Raw genomic sequence first — 20130 nt, 5'->3', positions numbered from 1 at the left:
GGATTGGTCTACCTGGGTTTGTGCATGTTGCTATATTATTGCAACATAAATGAGACAGGATTTTAAAAGGAGACGCCATATGAAAAAACGCAAACTTGGCAACAGCGGTCTGGAAGTCTCGGCCATGGGGCTGGGATGCATGGGACTGAGCTACGGCTATGGACCGGCAACAGAAAAATCAGAGGGGATCAAGCTGATTCGCACAGCCGTGGACAATGGGGTGACCTTCTTTGATACGGCAGAGTGCTACGGACCATTTATCAATGAGGAACTGGTTGGAGAGGCGCTGGAACCAGTCCGCGACCAAGTGGTTATCGCCACCAAATTCGGCTTCACCTTCGGAGACGACGGGAGACAGCAGATTCTGAACAGCCGTCCGGAGCATATCAGGAACGTCATCGGCAGCTTCCTGAAGCGTTTGCGAACCGACCGCATTGATCTGCTTTATCAGCACCGGGTTGACCCCGACGTGCCCATTGAAGATGTCGCCGGAACAGTCAAGGAACTGATTGCGGAAGGCAAAGTGAAGCACTTTGGCCTGTCCGAAGCCGGGGCGCAAACCATCCGCCGCGCCCATGCGGTTCAGCCTGTGACAGCGCTTCAGAGTGAGTATTCTCTCTGGTGGCGCGAACCCGAAAAGGAAATCCTGCCGACACTGGAGGAACTGGGTATTGGATTTGTGCCATTCAGCCCGCTTGGGAAAGGTTTCCTGACCGGTAAGATCAATGAAAATACGCCATTCACCAAAGATGATTTCCGGAACATCGTACCCCGTTTTTCTCCCGAAGCGCGCAAGGCAAACCAAACCCTGGTTAAACGTATTGAGGCCGTTGCTACGTCCAAGGGCGCAACGCCATCACAGATCGCCCTTGCCTGGCTCCTGGCCCGGAAACCGTGGATCGTACCGATTCCGGGAACCACCAGGCTTCATCGCCTGGAAGAGAATCTTGGTGCGGAAAACGTGGAACTGACAAAGGAAGATATAGACGGCATCGAAAACGCCATTTCGAAAATTAAAGTGCTTGGAGACAGGTACCCGGCCAATCTACAGAAACGAGTCAATCGCTGATCAATGATTTGACTAGAACAGGAGCGCTTAAAATGCAAAAGCACAAACTTGATAAAATTCTGCCTTCGGCCTTGGCTGCATGTGCACGAGCAGGAATTATTACGGCCCGGCTGGGAACAAATCAAACAAGGTTCTCGGAGAAAGGTCCGATTTCAGAAAACCTTATATACGTCACAACGAAATGCCGTTTTGAATAACGGAGGATTAATTTATGAAAAACGCACAAGAGCTAAGCAAGAAGAATAGTAAAGGAAGCGTGAGTGATATGACGACATGGCTGATTACCGGCTGTTCAAGCGGGCTTGGGCGTGCGTTTGCCCTGGAAATCTTGAAAAATGGAGACAATGTCGTCGTGACCTCCAGGAATGCTGATGATATTCATGGTATCGTCGAAAATTATCCGGATACGGCATTGGGTCTTTCTCTGAACGTTACCGACAAAGAACAGATTGCAAATGCAGTCAGTCAGGCCGAAGCTAAATTCGGAAGTATCGATGTGCTCATCAACAACGCGGGCTATGGCTACCGTGCGGCGGTCGAGGAAGCCGAAGCGGATGAAATCCGTACATTGTTCAATACGAACTTCTTTGGCACGGTCCATATGATTCAGGCGGTATTGCCCGGGATGAGAAAACGGAAATTCGGCACAATTATGAACGTATCATCAATCGCCGGTCGTTTTGCCATGCCCGGCTCCGGATATTATGCGGCTTCAAAATTTGCTATTGAAGGAATGTCCGACGCCCTTCGCAGAGAGGTTGCACCGTTAGGCATTAGAGTAGTGCTGATTGAACCGGGAGCTTTCAGGACCGATTTTGCCGGACGGTCATTAACAGGATCAAAAAAAGAAATCTCAGATTACGACGAAACTGCCGGGCCGCGGCGGAAAAAGAACGACAGGACAGACGGAACACAGCCCGGAGATCCTCAAAAAGCCGCTCAGACCATTATAAAAGTTGCCAAGGGTTCCAAAATCCCGTTCCGGCTGCTACTTGGAACCGATGCAATCAACGCCATTCGTGCCGAGTTGGATGGTCAGCATACAGAATTAGAAAACTGGAAAGAGATCAGTGTCAGTACAGATTATAAATAAAGGAGATGAATATGCCTAATTTAAATAAAGTCGTGGTTATCACCGATTCCTTTGCGCGGGCGGTGGTCTTTGCTATGAGCCAGCCGGACGAGGTGGATATCAACGAGATCCTGTTTCGGCCGACGGCTCAGGAGTTGTAATGGCGTGCTTAGATCAATTGACGATTCATGGGAATGCTGATGTTTCAGCTTTGGCTGTGCAGCAGCCAGGGTGGTATGTACTCGCGGTCCTCAGCCTGTTGATGGGGTTTGCTTCCATTTCCACGGATCTTTATCTGCCCGCCATGCCTGCCATAGGGCATTCCCTGCACGCAAATACCGGCATGATCGAATGGACGATCTCAGGCTATCTGATCGGTTTCAGTTCGGGGCAGCTGTTCTGGGGGCCGATTAGCGACCGTTACGGTCGTCGATTGGCAGTCGGGAGCGGTCTGATTCTGTTTATAATCGGCTCGGCCGGTTGCGCATTGTCAAATGACGTGATGACGATGATCGGCTGGCGGATCGTGCAGGCCCTTGGCGCTTGTGCCAGTGTCGCTCTTTCGCGCGCCATGGTGCGTGACCTTTATAAGGGCACCAGGGCTGCTCAAATGCTGTCAACCCTGATCACAGTGATGGCAATTATGCCCTTAGTCGGGCCGCTGGTCGGTGGTCAGATTGTTGCCATGGCCAGCTGGCGAGCCATCTTTTGGGTTCTGGTCGCAGTCGGGCTGTTAACTCTTGGCGCTCTTTACACCATTCCCGAAACCCTGCCCGTTCAAAACCGCAATTCGGAACCACTTGGTCGAGCGATGTTGCGCTATGTCGAGGTACTCAAGAATCGCAGGTTGCTGGGATATCTCGGTGCAGGCGGCTTTCTATATGCCGGCATGTTTGCTTACGTGGCCGGGACTCCTTTCGTCTATATCAGTTACTACCATTTCCCTGCTCGCTTCTATGGCCTCCTGTTTGGTCTCGGCATCGGCGGCATCATGATAGCTAACCTCCTGAACCGGCGGCTGGTCGGCAGTTTTGGTTATGACCGGATTCTGTTGTTCGGGACCATTACCGCCATGTGTACCGGTATCTGGGCAGGTTGCGCCGCCCACAGCGGATTTGGTGGGCTGTGGGGGCTGGTTGCGCCGCTGTTTTTGTTTGCGTCAACTACCGGCCTTATTGTTGCCAACTCAATTACCGGAGCCCTGGCTGACTTCCCGCAACGGGCCGGAGCTGTCTCCGCCTTAACAGGAGCCGTTCAGTACGGCAGTGGAATCTTCGGGTCCGGGTTGGTGGGTCTATGGGCCGACGGCACACCGTGGCCGTTGGGACTGGTGATCGCCTTGAGCGGACTCGGCTGCCTGTTGTCGATGTTGCTGTTGATTCCCCCAAGGGATGGTAAATAAAATAAGGAGAAAACAATGTCCAGTTTAAAAATAGTAACGCTGCTGTTGGCGGCAATTATCAGCATTTCATCAGGAGCAGCAAGGGCAGCAGACTATAAACTCAATCCGTTTACACTGACCTATGACAATGCGATCACCGAAAACGTGCAAGGCAAAGTAAATATTTATCCGGTTACTTACAAACTTAATGGCATCGATATTTCTGCCAACGTTTACATCCCGGCGAACTATGACCCTATTCATAAATATCCGGCTGTGGTGGTCGCCCACCCCAATGGCGGCGTGAAAGAGCAGGTTGCCGGGCTGTATGCTCAACGCCTGGCAGAGCAAGGATACATCACCATTGCTGCAGACGCGGCATATCAGGGGGCCAGCGGTGGTGAGCCCCGCAATGTTGATAAACCGGCAAACCGGATTGAAGATGTCCATGGCATGGCTGATTTCATCACTCAGTATACCGGCGTAGATGCTAACCATTTAGCATTGCTTGGTATCTGTGGCGGCGGCGGTTATTCATTAAAAGCGGCCCAAACTGACAAGCGCTTTAAAGCAGTTGCCACTTTGAGCATGTTTAATTCCGGACGGGTGAGACGCAACGGCTATATGGACTCGCAGATTTCCACCATCCGGAAACGTTTGCAGCAAGCTTCTGACGCCCGTGCGCAGGAAGCGGCCGGAGGCGAGGTCCTCTATTCAGGGGATGCCGATATGACGGATGAGCAGATTGCCAAACTGCCGTTTGATCTGTATCGACAGGGTTATGAGTACTACTGGAAGACACATGCGCACCCCAACTCGACCTTCAAATATACCACGAGCAGCTTACTGGACTTGATGAGCTTCGATGCTACCGACCATATTGATCTGATTAACCAGCCGTTGCTGATGATCGCTGGAATCAAGGCCGACAGCCTGTACATGACTCAAGACGCTTTCAAAAAAGCGGTCAATGCGAAAGACAAAGAACTGTACTTGATTAACGGTGCAACCCACATCGAAACCTATTGGAAGCCGCAATATGTAGAGCAAGCCATGGGCAAATTGACCGAGTTCTTCGGCAAGGAACTCAAGTACGGGGCAATCGATGAAGACAAGGTTTGAAAAGTTAATTGCCGCGCTCATGCTGACTTTTGTCAGCGTGAGCCTCTCCGCCTGCTCAGTTGCACAGCATACTGACAAACTTGAGCCGATGGTCATCCAGCAGCAAGGCAGTTTCGCTGCCGGCGGAACGGTTATGATCAACCCGGGCACGTTCGATCCCGTTAATATGTCTCCGGAGGGGCAAACGTTACACGGCGATCATCTCTATGCCTTTTACCAGATTCCGGCAAACGCTCGTAAGTTTCCATTTGTTATGTGGCATGGATATGGTCAATCAGCAAAAACCTGGGAAACCACTCCGGACGGGCGTGAAGGATTCCAGAATATTTTCCTGCGGCGCGGTTACGGGGTTTATCTGGTTGACCAACCTCGCCGGGCCCGGGCCGGGCGTAGTACTCAGCCAGTTATACTGACACCAACCCCAGATGAGCAGAAATGGTTTGATATCTTCCGCCTTGGGATCTGGCCGGAGTTCTTCCCTGGTGTGCAATTTTCACAAAACCCGGAAGCCCTGGAGCAATATTTTCGGCAAATGACTTCGGACACGGGGCCGATTGATATCGACGTCAATGCTGATGCTGTTGCGGCACTTTTCGCAAAAATCGGACCTGGCATCCTCGTCACCCATTCCCACAGTGGCGGTATGGGGTGGCAGTCGGTTATTAAAAGCCCAGATATCCGCGCTGTCATTTCCTATGAGCCGGGAAGCGGTTTCATCTTTCCTGAAGGAGAGGTTCCTGAAGAGATGCCGAGTTCAGCGGGAACACTTAAAGCGTCCGGTGTACCTCTGGCAGATTTTATGAAACTGACCAAGATTCCGGTTGTCATCTATTACGGTGATAATATCCCGGAACAACCTTCTGAAAATCCCGGCCAGGACAATTGGCGCGTCCGCCTGGCGATGGCTAAATTGTGGGCTGCTGCCGTGAATCGTCATGGTGGTGATACCACGGTCGTGCATCTGCCAGAACGAGGGATACACGGTAATACGCACTTTCCCTTTTCGGATCTGAATAATCTCGAAATTGCGGATCTTATGTCCGAATGGCTCGCAAAGAAAGGGCTGGATTAATGCTTGTTCCGGAGTGTCCGAACCGGGTGAATAAGGTTTTTGAAAAAATATATGAACTGAATCCTAACTTACTAAAACAATAAAGGAAATTACCATGAAAACGTTTAAAGTAACCATTCCAATCTTGGTTGTAGCATTCGTCTGCATGATTGGTATTTCCTCACCGATAGCAGAGACCTGCGAAACACTGAGTACCGGGCAAAGAAAAATTATTCCCATCGCAGCCTTCACCGCAAATGGGAACATGCCGAAGCTGGAAGCAGCCTTGGTTGAGGGGCTGGATGCAGGACTGACGGTAAATGAAATCAAGGAAATTCTGGTTCATTCCTATGCCTATGCCGGTTTTCCACGAGCCCTGAATGGCATCAGCATGTTCATCACCGTCATGGATAGGCGCAAAGAACAAGGGATAAAAGATGAAATTGGCAAGGAGGCAACCGCCATGTCTTCCGATTTTGATAAAAATACATATGGACATAAAGTACGGAATGCGCTGGTGGGCAGGGATATATCAAAACGTACCGGTGGCTATCCGGTTTTTGTTCCGATCATAGACCAGTTTTTGGTCGACCATCTATTTGCGGATATTTTTTATCGGGATGTTCTTAATCATCAGGAACGAGAACTGGTGACGATCAGTATTCTGGCCGCGATGCCCGGAACGGAACCACAGCTCAATTCACATCTTAGGGTCTCAATGAATGTGGGACTGACCAAAACACAGATTGAAGATTATCTGGCGGTTCTTCGAGAGGAAGTCAGTGAAGAAAGTGCCGAAAGAGCCACTAAAAGCTTTAACGACTTGCTAGGCATCGGTCCTGTCGAAAACATAGAAAAAGCTGTTAAGGTTATCAAAAAAGGGAAATCAACAAAGGGTTCGGCCGATTATTTCACTGGTAATGTCACTGTCGAATCACGGTTCTCTTCAGAAAAAGAGAATAGCTATCGTGGTGGCATTGTGAATTTTGATGCAGGAACACGTACGGCTTGGCATACCCATCCTTTGGGACAGACGCTAATCGTCACTTCAGGACGGGGGGTGGTACAGTCAGAAGGAGAAGCCGTTCAACAAATCTTGCCGGGAGATGTTGTCTGGATTCCAGCAAATGTGCGCCATTGGCACGGTGCTACGCCGGATAGCCCTATGTCGCATGTGGCAATTTCAGATTCCATGAATGATTCTACTGTGGAATGGATGGAAAAGGTTAGTGATGAGTAATACGCCAACACATGTTCCTTCAAAAAACAAGGAGAAAAACCATGAAAGCAATCCTGTCTACAGCCATGATCCTCGCTGCGTTGGCGTCTATAACCATTGGCTACAGCAAAGAGGCAAAGGAAAATAAGGCTGAAATGAAAAGCAATTCGGAAAGCCCCACAACTGTTTCTGAAAAGAAATTTTTGATTGTCTACTTCTCAATGCCGGAGACCACCGATCCAAATGAAATGACCACCGATGAGGACAACAGCGTTGTGGTCATCGACGGCCATGTATTGGGTAACACCCAGTACATGGCCTATGTAATTCAGGAAGCCACCGGGGCGGATATTTTCCGCATTGAGCCGGCGACTCCCTATCCCACCAATCATGCGGCACTGGTCGATCTGGCAGAGGACGAAAAGGGTGTAAACGCCCGCCCAGCCATTGAGGCGCAAATTAAAAACTTGGCGCAGTATGACATGGTTTTCATCGGCTACCCCATCTGGTGGAGCGATATGCCCATGATTCTGTATACTTTCTTTGAGGAATACGACTTCTCCGGCAAAACTATTGTGCCTTTCAGCACCCACGGCGGCAGCAGATTCGCCAGAACGCCCAAGACGATCCAGCATCTGGAGCCGGAGGCAAGGATGATGGACGGTCTCACTATCTCTCGTGACCGTATCCAAAACGCGGAGCAGCAGATTATGGACTGGGTGAATGGGCTTGATCTGTGATCCAAGAAAGGAATTTTTTATGGTATCGGTTCAAACTCCACACTCACCCGATATCCGAGTGCATGTGCATACTTTGAAATAGTCATAAAGGTGGGGTAGGATACATTCTCCCCACATTCCAAACGAGAAATATTGCTTTTACTGGTTCCCATTATTCTATTGATCTCAGCCTGAGTCAGTCCCTTACTACTATAGTTCCGGTCAAATGACTTGACATTAAATCACCACGTTAAATCATTAAAAAAACAGTTAGTTAAGGTTGAAAATTGGTTTTAAGTCATGTGACCGGAACTATAAGCCGCATTTCAATCAATTTTTTGCGCACCAAGGATAACGATCTCCTGGTTTTTATACCTGGCTTCGGACCCCCTGTGCTGGCGAACCCCGGACAACCTTAAGCCCCAGATTTAATCGTTTAAATCCGTTCCGGCAGGGGCAGCGCAGGGGGCCACCTGTTCCATGACCGCCTGTCCGATCAGTTCCGATAACGGCACCACCGGGATCTTCCGGGTTTCAAGTCCATTTAATACACGCTCAAGTTCGGTTAAAAACGAAAAGAGAGGTGTGTTATCCGGATCTTCCGTTTTTTTGACCCAGGGCTTTGAATCGTGGAGCAGAATGATATCACCGGATTTCACCCGGTCCAGAATTTTTGAAGCCATGCCGGATATCCTGCGGTTGCCTTTGTCCATGGCCCGGCAGGAAAAATTCACAGCTCTGAGTCCAAGTTCTGCCAGGACAGGTCCCAGTTTCGGATTGGTGATGCCTGCCGGCGGCCTGAAAACCAGGGGCCGGATGCCATGGGCCGCCAGAACCGCCTGGGTTTTAATGATTTCCCCTTTGAGGCGCTGACCTGATTTGAGCATGATCAAGGGATCATGGGAATAGGTATGGTTGCCGATGGTGTGGCCCTGGTCCAGAATCCGGGCAATGAGATCCGGATGGGCGGCAGCATTTTTTCCCGTGACAAAAAATGTGGCCGGTACCTGGTAAGAGTCAAGGAGGTTCAGAATTAACGGGGTTGTCACGCTGTCAGGGCCGTCGTCAAAGGTGAGAGACACATAACCGGCGTTGCGCGGCCCCCGGCAGATAACAGGCAGGAAAAAACCGTAACCCGTAACAAAAGGAGCGGCCAGACAGACCAGGACAAATCCTGCCGGAAAAACAATGCCCCAGCCCGGCCCCCACAGGACAAAAAAAAGACCTGCCAGGATAAACGCGGCAATCCCGGTTTTCTCCCCTGTGCTCAACGCGGGTTTTTCAGGTATTTTCATTCGGACGCCCCGGATACTTTTTTACCAGGGAACTGACCCTGGCAGGCAGGATCATACCACAGAGCCGGAATAGAAGCAGGATATTTTCTTTCTTTGCAAATGTCCGGCACGGTCCCAGGTCAGTTGCCGCTTTCCCGTTCCAGTTCCACCAGTCCCTTCAACTGCTGGATGACGCCAAGTTTCACTTTCCGGTTCCGGAGCTTGCGGAATATTTTCAAAAGGTCGCGCTCTTCCGGGGTAAACACAGGGGAAGGGAGCGGCTCGGAGCGACTTGTCTCATAAAAAACCGGCCTGGGTTCGTCCACCTCATCGGGTTGGGGCGGTGGCGCATAGAACGTCTGGGCCGGAACCCCGAATGCCTCGGCAATCTGCTGGAGCCGGCTCACCGAAATGGCGGTAGCGCCTTTCTCATACTTCTGGACCTGCTGAAAGGAAAGATTAATCTTTTCCGCCAGCTCGATTTGAGAAAGTCCGTATTTTATTCTCATCGACTTGATGTTTAAGCCGATCAGTTTGTTGATTGTTGACATGTCCCTAGTATCACTGCTCCCAACAGAGTTAAGCCTGATAAATATCCTAGCGGGAAGCCAAAATCCAATACCTGGGAGTTGTATTTTTCTATTGACATATATCTCCTTACGGTTGTATTATGGCCCGACATATGAACCGCAGATCCGTATTCCGTTCTCTTGCGCCTCTTTTTCGCGGATTCTGTATTTAAAAAAATCATCTGCCCCGGGAGGTGTGAAAGATGAGATCCATTCTTTGGATTGATGATGAACCTATTGTCAATGATATGGGGGTACTGTTCCTCAAAAAACTGGGCTACCAGGCCAGGGCCTTGTACAGCGGCATTGAGGCCCTTTCTGTTTTCAGGTCCCGGCCCCATGCCTTTGACCTGGTGATCACGGATTATATGATGCCAAAGATGACAGGGGATGAACTGACCCGGCGGATCCGTGAGATCCGGCCGGATATTCCTGTTGTTTTGTGTACCGGATCTGGGAATCTCCCTGCCGATACCCTGGCAAATTGGGGCATTGACGCACAGTTGCCCAAGCCCTACAGCATCGGAGACGTCTCCCGCCTGGTCCGCAACCTTGTGGAGGAATCCGGACAGAATCACAAGGGGAAACCGGCCCCCGGGATGACAACCTCGCCCGAAGGCTGCCATGGTCCCGCCAGAATCTGCGGCATTTGATTTTTCCGGGCACCCGGACTAAAAATACCAGGTAATCCAGGCCGAAATGGTGTTGGCAGGTGTGGCGTAAAAGCCTGTACCAGGGATGGCATATCCGCCGTATTCGGTGTTGGCATCTCCCCAGTTCAGGGTGGCGGTGAGGGTGGCGCGGATATTGTCCGAGACCTCATATACGATCCTGGGCAAAAGCATGCCGGATCCGTCGTTGAGGTTGACGACGGGGGTGATGTATGCATTGACCAGGGGGTGGATTTCCAGGTTGAGGCTGGCACTGGCATACCATCGGCCCAGGACAAAGAGTTCTCCCCTGTCCAGGCGCTCTGAAACAGCCGGATCATCAAATTGATCCGTATAATTGTTCCGGGAAAGGCCGTTGTAATAAAGTTCCACATATCCGTACCAGTTTTTGCCAAGCCAGATCCAGGAATAGTCTATGTTGGCTAGGGCGGAAAGGTAAAAGGACCGGCCATGGCTTTCTTTATCAAGAAAGGTTCCGGTAAGATCCAGCCGCCAGGCCGCATTTCCCAGGTCCCCCACGCACCCGATCCCGGTGATGAAATCCCGGTAATGGCGGGCAGCCATGAGATCGGTTCCCATGTCGCCCAGGCGGAAATGGAGTTTTGCGCCCAGGGAATTTTCATCTGTCCCGGTATCTCCGGTATCAGGATTCCTGCGGACCACGTAGATCAGTTCCACATCCACCCCGTTCACAGGGAACTGGACAAGGATCAGGTCGTCCCCGGTTTTGTACTCCCGCTCAAGGTCGGTGGGGGAAAAGGGGTTGAAAAGGTCCATGGGGTTAAAGGTGAATCCATGCCCCCAGGTCACGGCCTGGCGCCCCAGGCGGATTTCCCCCCAGGACGGGGAAAAGGAGAAAAACGCCCGGTCCAGACGGTGATAGCTGAACGTGTCACGACTGTCGTGCAGGATGGCGGTAAGATCAAAAAACCTGCGGTCATCCCGGACCGGGTTGGAAAGTCCATGGGGAAACAGGCCGGGATACATCTCTTTAAGCCTTTCCCCGTCCCTGCGGGTGTCGCCGCCCCCGGCCAGGGCTTCGTAGTTCACCTCAAGAAACAGGGCATCGCCGAAAAAGGTTTTGTTGTTCAGGCGCAGCTCTGCGTACCCGTCAAAATTTGAAGAAAGGCCCACGGCCTGGTACGGGCTGTCTGATCCGGGGAAAAGTGCCCGGGTGTATAGTTTCAGGTGGCCGTCCCATTCCGCCCCGGAAATAAGGGCCTCTTTTCCGAAACCGCAGGGTACGAAGGCAAGGCAGAACCCGCACAGAACAAGGGCAATTGCCATTGTCCAAACAGGTGTTTTACCCGGGTGTCCTGCTTTTTTTTTACTTGATCTGCTCATGGGCCACCAGCCCGTCCTTGAGCCGGATAATCCTGTGGGCAAAGTCCATGACCATCCGGTCATGGGTGGAGAAGATAAAGGTCACGTTCCGTTCCTCATTCATCCTTGCCATCATTTCAAGCAGGCCCTGGCCGGTCTGGGAGTCCAGGTTGGCCGTGGGTTCGTCTGCCAGGACAATGGCGGGGTTGGAGACAATGGCCCTGGCCACGGCCACACGCTGCTGCTGTCCGCCTGAAAGTTCAGCCGGCCTCCGGTCATGCATGCCCGCAAGTCCCACATCATCCAGAACAGCCCTGGCGCGTTCGCTCCTTTCCCGGGCCGGCACCCCCTGCATGAGCATGACATATTCGACATTTTCCCGGGCAGACAATACCGGGATGATGTTGTAGGACTGGAATATGAATCCGATTTTGTTCAGGCGGATGCTGGCAAGCCTGGATTGGGAAAGCCCGGTGATCTCATCATTGTCCAGGAAGATTTTCCCCTGGGTGGGCGTGTCAAGCCCTCCGATCAGGTTGAGCAGGGTGGTCTTGCCTGACCCCGAAGGTCCGGCCAGGGCGCAGAATTCCCCCTTTGCAATGGAAAGGGACACGCCTGCCAGGGCATGGACCGCCACCTTGCCCTGTTTATAGGTTTTGCTTACCTCTTTTACGTCAACCATATTCATAGCGTAATTTCCTATATTGTTCAGTTCATGGCTTCCACCGGGGTAATCCCCGCAGCCTTGACTGCGGGATACAGGCAGACCAGTAATCCCAGCCCCATGATGACAGCGTTGACAGATAAAAGATCCTTTGCCGTAACAAAGGGGACCACCAGCCGTCCCAGGCCCCAGAATTCCGAGCCCTGGGCCATGAAGGACATATCAATGCCGCCGGAAAAAAGATAAATGGTCAAAACGCCGAGCAGGTTGCCGGCGCCCAGGCCGATGACCAGGAGGACCAGGCACTCCAGCAGGACATTTTTGACAATCCGGACAGGTGTCAGGCCCAGGGCCTTGAGCAGGCCGAACTCCCGGGTTCTTTCCAGGACAGCCATGAGCATGGTATTGACCAGGCCAAAGGCCATGGCAATAAAAACCACCAGGTACCAGAGCAGCATAAAGCGGTCAAACATGCCAAGATATCCCTTGAGCAGCGGAAGCAGGTCAATCCATGTCAGGGCGGTGAGGTCCCGGGGCAGCTCCCGGGTGAGGGCCTCAACAACCGGGTTGAGTTCAGCTTTGTCCTGCCCGGTCCTCCCCGGCAGGCGGATGCAGGCCAAAGAGACGTTATCGCCGATTCCCAGAAGTTTTTGGGCCGCGGCAAGGGTGATGAACACGTATTGTTTTTCTGTACCTTCCATTTCCGCCCGGAAGGTGCCCCGGATTTTAAAGGCCCTGGAAGCGGTTTCCCGGTCAGCATCCTGGGTCATGAGCACCAGTTTGCGGCCGATTTTTGTTTCAAAGCTGTCCAGCAGGGCCTGTCCCAGGATAATTCCCCGGTCGTCGCCGGGTTCAAGAAGGCGGCCCTGGGCCGTTGCATTCCCGTAAAAGGAGAGTTCGGGTTCTTTTTCAGGATCAATACCCACAATGGTGATGCCCTGGGAATTCCTGGCATTGGAAGCCACACCGCCTGCCTGGACCCGGAAGGCCCAGCACGACCCTTTGGGCAGGGCATGGTCAAGCAGGGCTGCCACTGGCGCAGGATTGCGGATCCGGTTTTCCACGGCCGGATCTTCCCGGAATCCCGGATTCTGGATCTGGATATGCCCGGTCAGGGTATTTAAGGCGCTCTCCAGGGACGAGGCCATCACTCCCCTGGCAAGGGCGCAATAGGCCAGCATGGTCCATGCCCCGATGATGATGGCCACCAGGATGATGCCGGTTCTTTTGGGGTTTCGCCAGACATTTCGCCAGGCCATGTGAAAATTCATGATTCCTCCTTACACCGCCCGCATGGCATCCACAGGGGTGAGCCTCCTGACTTTCAGGGCCGGATACAGGGCCGTAAGTGTGGTGATGATAAAGACCAGGGCAGGGCCTGAAAGGGCTGTGGCCAGGGTCAGCCTGGGCCGGATGAGTCCGGGGATGCCGTATTGTTTGAGCATGCCTTCGGCACCGCCCAGGGGGATGCCTGTGTGCTGGAACCAGAAGGTGAGGACGCAGCCTGCCAGGATGCCCAGGGTAATGCCCCAAAGGGTCAGGAATGCCGATTCAAGGACCAGCATCTTTGAAAGCCGCCCGGGCCCGGCCCCGATGGCCAGGAGGGTGCCCAGCTCCCGGGTTCGCTCAAACACGGCCATGACAAAGGTGTTCATGATGCTGAAGGCCACCATGACCAGGAGGATGGCGTAAAAGATGAGTCCGCCCCCCAGATCCATCTGGATGGACTGGATCAGCCCGGGGGTCAGTTCGTCCCAGGACAGGCAGACAAGGCCTTGGTCCGCATCCTGCCCGGTTGGTTCAGCCGGCGGCTTCGGGTGCAGTGCTGCTGCCAGGCTCTCTTTGACCCGGCTCACATGCCACAGGGAGTCACAGGTCACCACGACTTCATGCACGGCGTTTTCCATGTAAAAAACTTCCTGGAAATGGGGCAGGGGGATCTGGATGGCAGACCGGTCATAATCGTCCATGCCCGAAGAGAATATGCCGGCCACCTTGAGAACAGTTGCGGCAACAGAGCCGTCCATTGCCGATCCCAGGGCCACCACCTCATCCCCCACATTAACCTTGAGGTTTTTTGCAAGCAATGCCCCGAGAACAGCCGTGTTGGTGTCCGAAGGCTTAAGAAACCTGCCTTTGCGCATGGTGTGGACTATGTTTGAAATCTTTGATTCCCTTTCAGGATCAACCCCGGTGATCAGACCTGCACAGGTACGAAGATCCGAGGAGAGCAGGGCAAATGCATTGGCCCGGAAGGTATGGGCGGTGACATGGGGTGTTTGGTCCAGGATTTTTGCAATGGATTCCGGGTCGCTGACCACCTGCCTGATTTTGTGGTCCTTGTTGTACCCTTTTTTAATCACCTGGATATGCCCGGTCCTGGTTTTCACCGACGCATTGATCATGACTTCATAGGTGCCGACCTGGACGGAAAGCATGAAAATCAGCACCAGGCAGGCAAAGGCAATGGCAAGGATGGTCAGGATGGTGCGTCTGGGATTTCGCCAGACATTTCGCCAGGCCATGAGAATTTCCATGGGTTACCTCTGGGTTTTTTTCAATGCGTTCAGGGTGAAAAGATGATCCGCCAGCGGCACGTCAAATTTCAGGTTCCGGTATTCCAGCAGGGTATAATCTTCTTTGGAATCCGCATCCATGGACCGCATGGTCCATTTTTCCGGGAAAGGCCTCCCGTCCATCTCCACTATTCCGGATGTGTCCATGATTTTCACCGCTTTCATATCCTCGTCGTAAAAGGCTTGTTCCAGGAGTATCCCGTCCTCCCGGATTTTAAGGGTTTGCATGCCCCATACCACCGGGGCTTCGGGCTTTGGAAGGGATCTGATTTCATAGACCGTGAACCCGTCGCTACGTGTCGTGCCGACAATCTCATGGGTATAATCGTTGAGAATGGTATCGGCCTTGGACAGGTCATTGTTGGAAAAGTCGGACCCCATCCAGGATTGTGACATCATGGACGGCGGGATTTTAACCACCCGGTTGATTTTCGGGTTGTAAGTCCACATGTCCCGGCCGATTTTCAGGGTGCCGTTTCCCTTGTCTTTTTTAGGGGAAATAATCTGGAAAATGGAGTCTTCCAGTCCCCTTGTCCAGGCCTTGATGACCGATGTCCTTTCCCAGTCGGCGCGGTGCACCGTCATCCGGACTTCGGAAACCGAGGTTCTTCCCCGCATGTAATCCCATGCTTGGGCAATAATGGCCTTTGCATCGGGTTGCGCCGAAAATGCCGTGGTTGAAAACAGCACCAGGATCAATCCCGGAATTAAAATCAGTTTTTTCATTATCTTTTTTGGTCTCAAGTTTCGCTTGTTTGAATTTTGGTTTGAGTTATTTTGGCGTCTTGGCCCCAGGTAAAGTTTGTGCTGCAAGATCAAACGTGAAAGCCCCATAAAAAGGTTTATTTTCTTTGTTGGCGGCCTGCTTAGATTTGTTGACGATCAGAGCATCTGTAAAATCAGCTTCTTTACCCTTCACCGGTTTTGCATTTTGATAATCGGTAAGCGCCAGCCACACGGCCTGACCATCTTCAAACCTTATATTCGGTTCCTGGAACAACGATTGAATAACTGTCACCAGTTCAGGCTTTTTTAACTGGTACTTTTTACCGCGCAGTGTCCAGATCGTTTCAACCAGCACGACATCTGTAACTAAAACCTTTTGCTGACCTGACATCAACTTGACCGCTTGTCTAAACTGTTCGGCATCATCTTCAAGCAGGTACCGTAACAAAACGTTGGTGTCGATTGCGATCATTGCAGAGAATTTTCCATAGACTCCTCATCAGTCATAGAAGGATTCCCTAGGACGTGCTTTAAGACGCTTCTTGCAGCGCCCCGCTTTTTTTTTACAATGATCAACTGACCATAAGCTATAAAGCTTTCCACGTCATCCCCTGGTTCGATTTCCAGAGCTTCACACTGACTTACAGGCAAAGTGATTTGTCTTTTTGCACTGACCTTTGGCATAATTCCTCCTTTACTTTATAGATATAGTAAAGATGTTGTAATCGTTACAATTTGTCAATCCGTAAAGACTATCTTTTTCGTTCGAACGAAAAAAGGACCATATAAACCGGCTTTTCTCTGCCAATTAATATAAGGAATTTTTAGCGGCCTTTTCAGTTTTATTGACCGTCTGGCCGGTATTCGTCAAGGATAATTTTACCAGGAAACCGGACAAAATGAAGATTTCGCTTGATCAAAATTCAATACGATAGTAGGGTTTCCGGGATTACAGCCATATCATCGGTTCCGAATTAATCAGCGGTCTGTCGCCAGCGGTATATGGGACCATGAAATCCATGGAAGGTGGGTACAGTGATTCGTTTAATCGTTTTTATTTCATTCTGTTTGACTTTTGCCGCTTTTTTCCCTGTTTTTTCCCTTGCAGCCGGCGGGGAACCGCCTGGAATTTCCCTGTTCGCGGCCATGCAATACACCCTGGAAAAGAATCCACAGATTCTGGCAGCAAAGGAAAGTGTCCGTGCATATGAAGCAGCGCTCAGGTCGGAAAAAAGACAGTGGCTGCCCGGCGTTTCCCTTACAGCGATCGGCGAGGAGAGAGATGATTCCTATGCCTATGTGCGGGTGCAGCAGCCCTTGTGGCTGGGGGGACGAATTACAAATGCCGTTGAAAAGGCAAAACGCCAGCTGGACCTGTCTGAAATGCAATTGCTCAAGGTCCGGCGGGAGTTGATGGAACAAACCGTTATCGTTTACACCACCGTGACCGGTTTGACGGAACAGCTTAAGGCGGCCCGGTTGAACATTGACGAACATGAGCGGTTCCTGGATTTGATTTCCCGCCGTACACAAGGGCAACTTGCGGCCGAGGCCGATGTGCAGCTTGCCCGGTCCCGGTATTCCCAGGCCATGCTGACACAGGAAGACCTGAAAGGCCAGTACCAGACGGCCCTCAATGACCTGTACGCATTGACCCGCACCCCCATGGCTCAGTTTAAAACGGACCGGTTTGAACCGGTGCCCCGGGAATTGCTGGACCTGCCCGGCCACGCCCAGGTGGAGGCAGAGGTGAGCGATGGATCCCCCCGGATCAGGATGGCGGTTATGGAGATCGACAGCGCCCGGATTAACCGCCTCATCAGCCGGGCTGAATGGTACCCCCAGGTTTACGGCCGCCTGGACCAGGATCTTTACGATAAGGAAGGCACCACCAGCCAGCAGCGGGACACTACCCTTGCCCTGGTGGTGCAGAGCGCACTGGACGGGGGCGGGTTTCGCACCCTGGAACAGGTGAGGGCTGCTGATGCCCGGGGCCGGGCCGCGCAAATGCAGTCTGATGCGGAAAAAAATGAGGTCAGCCGCGCTACCCAGGATCTGCTCACGAACCGGGATATGGTCCGGCAACTGACGCGATTATACGGATCCCTGGTCCAATCCACGGGCCAGACCCTGGGTTCCTATACCCGGCAGTACGAGGCTGGCCGCAAAAGCTGGCTGGACCTGCTCAATGTCCAGCGGGAGCATGCCAATGCCCGGCTCTCCCTGGCCCAGGTCAATGCCCGGTATGAGCAGACCTGCCTGAGACTGGCCGTTCAAATGGGGCGGCTGGACAACCAAATCGGGCTTGCCCAATGACGGATCAACCCGGCGTAGTTTCCGCGGAACAGGAACAGGCCCCTCTGGTCCTGACCGTGCCCATCACCCCCCTGGTCCTGGGACGGCTCATGGAAAAAAACGGGATATCTGTTTCCCCCGGTGCACTGGCAAAATCCTGCGATGTTTTCCAGCCCAAGGGGGCGCGTATTCGGCCGGTGGAGCGCCTCACCGGGATTTTAAACGGCCTGGAACACCGGCAACTGCGGGCCTGCCAGCTCCGGTGGGACCGGATGGACCGCCGCCAGCTCCCGGCCCTGGTTTTTCACAACGGGCAATGGGCCTATGTGGAACCTGCCACGGAAGACAAGGTCTCACTCACCCCGCCGGGGGGGCCGGATTACCACCTGGACCCGGATGCGCTGACCCAGTCCCCGGTGCTCTGGTTTCGCGGCCCCGGGAAAACCGCCAGGCCACAAGCCTTCTGATGCAGGAACTCTGGAAGGACAAACGCTGGTTTTTTGAGATGGCTGCCGCCACTGTTGTCATCAATATCCTGGCCGTGGCCTCCTCCCTGTTTGCCATGCAGGTCTATGACCGGGTGGTGCCCACCTTTGCCTATGCCACCCTCACGGCCCTGGTGGCAGGCATGGTCATCATTGTCTGCCTGGACTGGTCCCTGAAATTCATCCGGGCCAGGATCACCGACTCCCTGGCCCACCAGGCCGACATCTCCATATCCCGGCAATTGTTCGACCATATCATGAATCTGCGCCTGGATACCCGGCCCAACAGCCTGGGAGCCCTGGCCGCCCATATGAAGGGGCTGGAGCAGGCCAGGAATTTTTTTTCCTCCTCCATTGTGTTTTTCATGACAGATCTTCCCTTTTGTTTTTTCTTTTTGGGGGTGATTTACATCATCGGCGGCAGGGTTGCCTATGTCTATTCATTTCTGCTGCCCATCGCCCTTGTCCTGGGGGGGCTGGCCCAGTGGCGGCTGCGGCGGCTGGCCCGCAGGGAGGTGCAAAAAGGCCAGGAGCGGCAGGGGCTTTTGCTGGAAAGCATCCAGGGCGCCGAGACCATCAAGGCCACGGGCAGCACCTGGAAATTTTCCGACCATTGGCAACAGCTCACCCATACCATGGCCGGCTATGGGTTCAAAAACAAAAGCATCACCACCACAACAGTCGTCAGTACCGGCAGCCTGGGCACCATCGGGTATGTGGGGGCCCTGGTGGTCGGGGTCACCCAGGTGGAGCTGGGGCAACTTACCACCGGCGGCATGATCGCCTGCGCCATTCTCGGGGGGCGGATCATCGCGCCTGTGGCCCAGAGTGTCCGGTTCATGGTGCAGTGGGAGCATGTGCGGGAGGGGCTGGACATGGTGAACCGGCTCATGGCCATGGAAACAGATCGCCGCCAGGACCAGGAAACCCTGTTCCCGGACTATCTGCCGGACCTGGTGGATCTGGAAGGGGTACGGTTTTCCTATCCCAACTCCCCCATTGTCAGCATCGACATCCCCACCCTGTCTTTCAAGGCAGGCGACAGGGCTCTGATCCTGGGGCCCAACGGCTGCGGCAAATCCACGTTCCTGAAAAGTCTGGCCGGGCTTTTCAAACCCTCCGAGGGCCAGGTCCGGCTTGGCCGCACCGACATCAGTGAGCTGGACATCCAGGTGATCAACCAGCGGGTGGGTTATCTGCCCCAGGACGTCCACCTGTTCAAAGGCACCCTGAAGACCAACATGGCTTTAAGCGGCGGGGTGCCGGACGCCCTGGTCGTGGAAGTGGCGCAACTGCTGGGGATTGACCGGGTGGCGGCTGAAAACCCCAGGAGCATGGATTTGGAAATTTTTGAAGGGGGAAGCGGACTTTCCGGGGGCCAGAAACAGCTTGTGGCCCTGTCCCGGATTTTCATGGCCCGGCCCCGGGTATGGCTTCTGGACGAACCCAGTGCGTTTCTGGACCTGGAATCGGAAAACCAGGTGATGAACGCCCTGAAACAATGGGTCCGGCCCACATGAAGCCATTCCCGATTCTGATATAGGTAATATCTGTGCTCCAGACATGGTCCGGCTTATCAATGACGACATTCCTTAGTAAATATGGATAGATCTTATGATTTTCATTTCTTTTGGTCGTTTTGGGCTTAGGATAGATGGCTTCTATCCGCATCAGTTTCATCAACCGCTGAACTCGCTTCCGGTTAACCGGATGCCCGAGGGCATTAAGGTAGGCGGTCAGCCGCCTGCTCCCATAAAAAGGGGTCCTGGTGTGCTGCTCATCCAACAGATCCATCAGGGTAAGAGTATATGAATCTACAGGTTTCGGCTTGTAATACAGGACTCCCTTTGAAATTTGCAGCAGTTCACACTGCTTGGTAATGCTGATCTCGGGATGTTTTTTGTCAACCAGAAG

The 20130-nt window shown here is 52.9% G+C and carries 23 protein-coding genes; 12 read left to right on the top strand and 11 right to left on the bottom strand.

Annotated elements, in window-relative coordinates; all coding sequences use genetic code 11:
- The first annotated feature begins 79 nt into the window (after positions 1–79).
- From Q366_RS15085 to Q366_RS15055, 8 genes are all read left to right on the top strand, one after another.
- On the top strand, positions 80–1069 hold the full coding sequence (locus Q366_RS15085; RefSeq protein ID WP_035240503.1) for an aldo/keto reductase: 990 nt from the start codon (positions 80–82) through the stop codon (positions 1067–1069).
- Positions 1070–1280: 211 nt separating this feature from the next.
- A complete protein-coding gene (locus Q366_RS15080) occupies positions 1281–2162 on the top strand; it encodes an oxidoreductase (protein ID WP_211251904.1) in 882 nt (293 codons plus the stop codon).
- Positions 2163–2173: 11 nt separating this feature from the next.
- Positions 2174–2302 carry a hypothetical protein gene (locus Q366_RS22190; RefSeq protein ID WP_281175498.1) on the top strand — a complete coding sequence of 43 codons (129 nt, stop codon included), beginning with the start codon at positions 2174–2176 and terminating at the stop codon, positions 2300–2302.
- Entirely contained in the window at positions 2302–3543 is a 1242-nt protein-coding gene (locus Q366_RS15075; RefSeq protein WP_084691847.1) for a multidrug effflux MFS transporter, read from the top strand. Before Q366_RS22190 ends, Q366_RS15075 begins: the two co-directional genes overlap by 1 nt.
- A gap of 15 nt (positions 3544–3558) precedes the next feature.
- Positions 3559–4644, top strand: a complete 1086-nt coding sequence (locus Q366_RS15070) for an alpha/beta hydrolase (RefSeq protein WP_035240500.1) — start codon at positions 3559–3561, stop codon at positions 4642–4644.
- Entirely contained in the window at positions 4628–5716 is a 1089-nt protein-coding gene (locus Q366_RS15065) for an alpha/beta hydrolase (RefSeq protein WP_051958086.1), read from the top strand. The genes Q366_RS15070 and Q366_RS15065 overlap by 17 nt, the downstream gene beginning before the upstream one ends.
- Positions 5717–5810: 94 nt before the next feature.
- Positions 5811–6935 carry a (R)-mandelonitrile lyase gene (locus Q366_RS15060; protein WP_035240498.1) on the top strand — a complete coding sequence of 375 codons (1125 nt, stop codon included), beginning with the start codon at positions 5811–5813 and terminating at the stop codon, positions 6933–6935.
- A 41-nt stretch (positions 6936–6976) separates the two neighbouring features.
- On the top strand, positions 6977–7654 hold the full coding sequence (locus Q366_RS15055) for a flavodoxin (RefSeq protein WP_035240496.1): 678 nt from the start codon (positions 6977–6979) through the stop codon (positions 7652–7654).
- A gap of 17 nt (positions 7655–7671) precedes the next feature.
- Here the strand turns inward: Q366_RS15055 and Q366_RS20965 are convergent, their stop codons facing one another.
- The 3 genes from Q366_RS20965 to Q366_RS20435 form a co-directional block, all read right to left on the bottom strand.
- Positions 7672–7833 (bottom strand): helix-turn-helix domain-containing protein, encoded by a 162-nt coding sequence (locus tag Q366_RS20965; RefSeq protein WP_281175500.1) that lies wholly within the window; start codon positions 7831–7833, stop codon positions 7672–7674.
- Between the two features lie 228 nt (positions 7834–8061).
- Positions 8062–8928: a polysaccharide deacetylase family protein gene (locus tag Q366_RS15045; RefSeq protein WP_051958085.1), complete on the bottom strand. Its 867-nt coding sequence runs from the start codon at positions 8926–8928 to the stop codon at positions 8062–8064.
- A 119-nt stretch (positions 8929–9047) separates the two neighbouring features.
- Positions 9048–9458, bottom strand: a complete 411-nt coding sequence (locus tag Q366_RS20435) for a helix-turn-helix domain-containing protein (protein ID WP_051958084.1) — start codon at positions 9456–9458, stop codon at positions 9048–9050.
- A gap of 221 nt (positions 9459–9679) precedes the next feature.
- Here Q366_RS20435 and Q366_RS15035 point away from each other — a divergent pair, with 221 nt between their 5' ends.
- Positions 9680–10129, top strand: a complete 450-nt coding sequence (locus tag Q366_RS15035; protein ID WP_035240495.1) for a response regulator — start codon at positions 9680–9682, stop codon at positions 10127–10129.
- Between the two features lie 18 nt (positions 10130–10147).
- Here Q366_RS15035 and Q366_RS15030 read toward each other — a convergent pair whose 3' ends face one another.
- Genes Q366_RS15030 through Q366_RS15000 form a run of 7 tightly spaced genes read right to left on the bottom strand, consistent with a single transcriptional unit; the run spans position 10148 to position 16120 of the window.
- A complete protein-coding gene (locus tag Q366_RS15030; protein WP_035240492.1) occupies positions 10148–11491 on the bottom strand; it encodes a hypothetical protein in 1344 nt (447 codons plus the stop codon).
- Positions 11475–12158: an ABC transporter ATP-binding protein gene (locus Q366_RS15025; RefSeq protein WP_035240489.1), complete on the bottom strand. Its 684-nt coding sequence runs from the start codon at positions 12156–12158 to the stop codon at positions 11475–11477. The genes Q366_RS15030 and Q366_RS15025 overlap by 17 nt, the downstream gene beginning before the upstream one ends.
- 20 nt (positions 12159–12178) lie before the next feature.
- Positions 12179–13405 (bottom strand): ABC transporter permease, encoded by a 1227-nt coding sequence (locus tag Q366_RS15020; RefSeq protein ID WP_035240485.1) that lies wholly within the window; start codon positions 13403–13405, stop codon positions 12179–12181.
- A gap of 9 nt (positions 13406–13414) precedes the next feature.
- Positions 13415–14671, bottom strand: coding sequence for an ABC transporter permease (locus Q366_RS15015; RefSeq protein ID WP_245619980.1), 1257 nt, complete (start codon positions 14669–14671; stop codon positions 13415–13417).
- Positions 14672–14674: 3 nt separating this feature from the next.
- Positions 14675–15436 carry an outer membrane lipoprotein-sorting protein gene (locus Q366_RS15010; RefSeq protein WP_035240480.1) on the bottom strand — a complete coding sequence of 254 codons (762 nt, stop codon included), beginning with the start codon at positions 15434–15436 and terminating at the stop codon, positions 14675–14677.
- Between the two features lie 46 nt (positions 15437–15482).
- Entirely contained in the window at positions 15483–15908 is a 426-nt protein-coding gene (locus Q366_RS15005; protein ID WP_035240478.1) for a type II toxin-antitoxin system VapC family toxin, read from the bottom strand.
- Positions 15905–16120 (bottom strand): AbrB/MazE/SpoVT family DNA-binding domain-containing protein, encoded by a 216-nt coding sequence (locus Q366_RS15000; RefSeq protein ID WP_035240475.1) that lies wholly within the window; start codon positions 16118–16120, stop codon positions 15905–15907. The genes Q366_RS15005 and Q366_RS15000 overlap by 4 nt, the downstream gene beginning before the upstream one ends.
- 351 nt (positions 16121–16471) lie before the next feature.
- Between Q366_RS15000 and Q366_RS14995 the strand changes: the two genes are divergently transcribed.
- The 3 genes from Q366_RS14995 to Q366_RS14990 are packed head-to-tail and all read left to right on the top strand — an operon-like array spanning position 16472 to position 19736.
- A complete protein-coding gene (locus Q366_RS14995; protein WP_035240473.1) occupies positions 16472–17752 on the top strand; it encodes a TolC family protein in 1281 nt (426 codons plus the stop codon).
- Positions 17749–18198 carry a hypothetical protein gene (locus tag Q366_RS21345; RefSeq protein WP_051958083.1) on the top strand — a complete coding sequence of 150 codons (450 nt, stop codon included), beginning with the start codon at positions 17749–17751 and terminating at the stop codon, positions 18196–18198. Before Q366_RS14995 ends, Q366_RS21345 begins: the two co-directional genes overlap by 4 nt.
- Entirely contained in the window at positions 18198–19736 is a 1539-nt protein-coding gene (locus tag Q366_RS14990; protein WP_051958082.1) for an ATP-binding cassette domain-containing protein, read from the top strand. The genes Q366_RS21345 and Q366_RS14990 overlap by 1 nt, the downstream gene beginning before the upstream one ends.
- Here Q366_RS14990 and Q366_RS22410 read toward each other — a convergent pair.
- Positions 19627–20010: an IS3 family transposase gene (locus tag Q366_RS22410; RefSeq protein ID WP_425388328.1), complete on the bottom strand. Its 384-nt coding sequence runs from the start codon at positions 20008–20010 to the stop codon at positions 19627–19629. The two genes, Q366_RS14990 and Q366_RS22410, sit on opposite strands and share 110 nt — an antisense overlap.
- Positions 20011–20130: the final 120 nt, after the last annotated feature.

Source organism: Desulfobacter vibrioformis DSM 8776 (assembly GCF_000745975.1).
Taxonomy (GTDB): domain Bacteria; phylum Desulfobacterota; class Desulfobacteria; order Desulfobacterales; family Desulfobacteraceae; genus Desulfobacter; species Desulfobacter vibrioformis.
The sequence above is the reverse complement of the archived record's forward strand: the minus strand, read 5'-3'. Positions and strand labels throughout refer to the sequence as shown.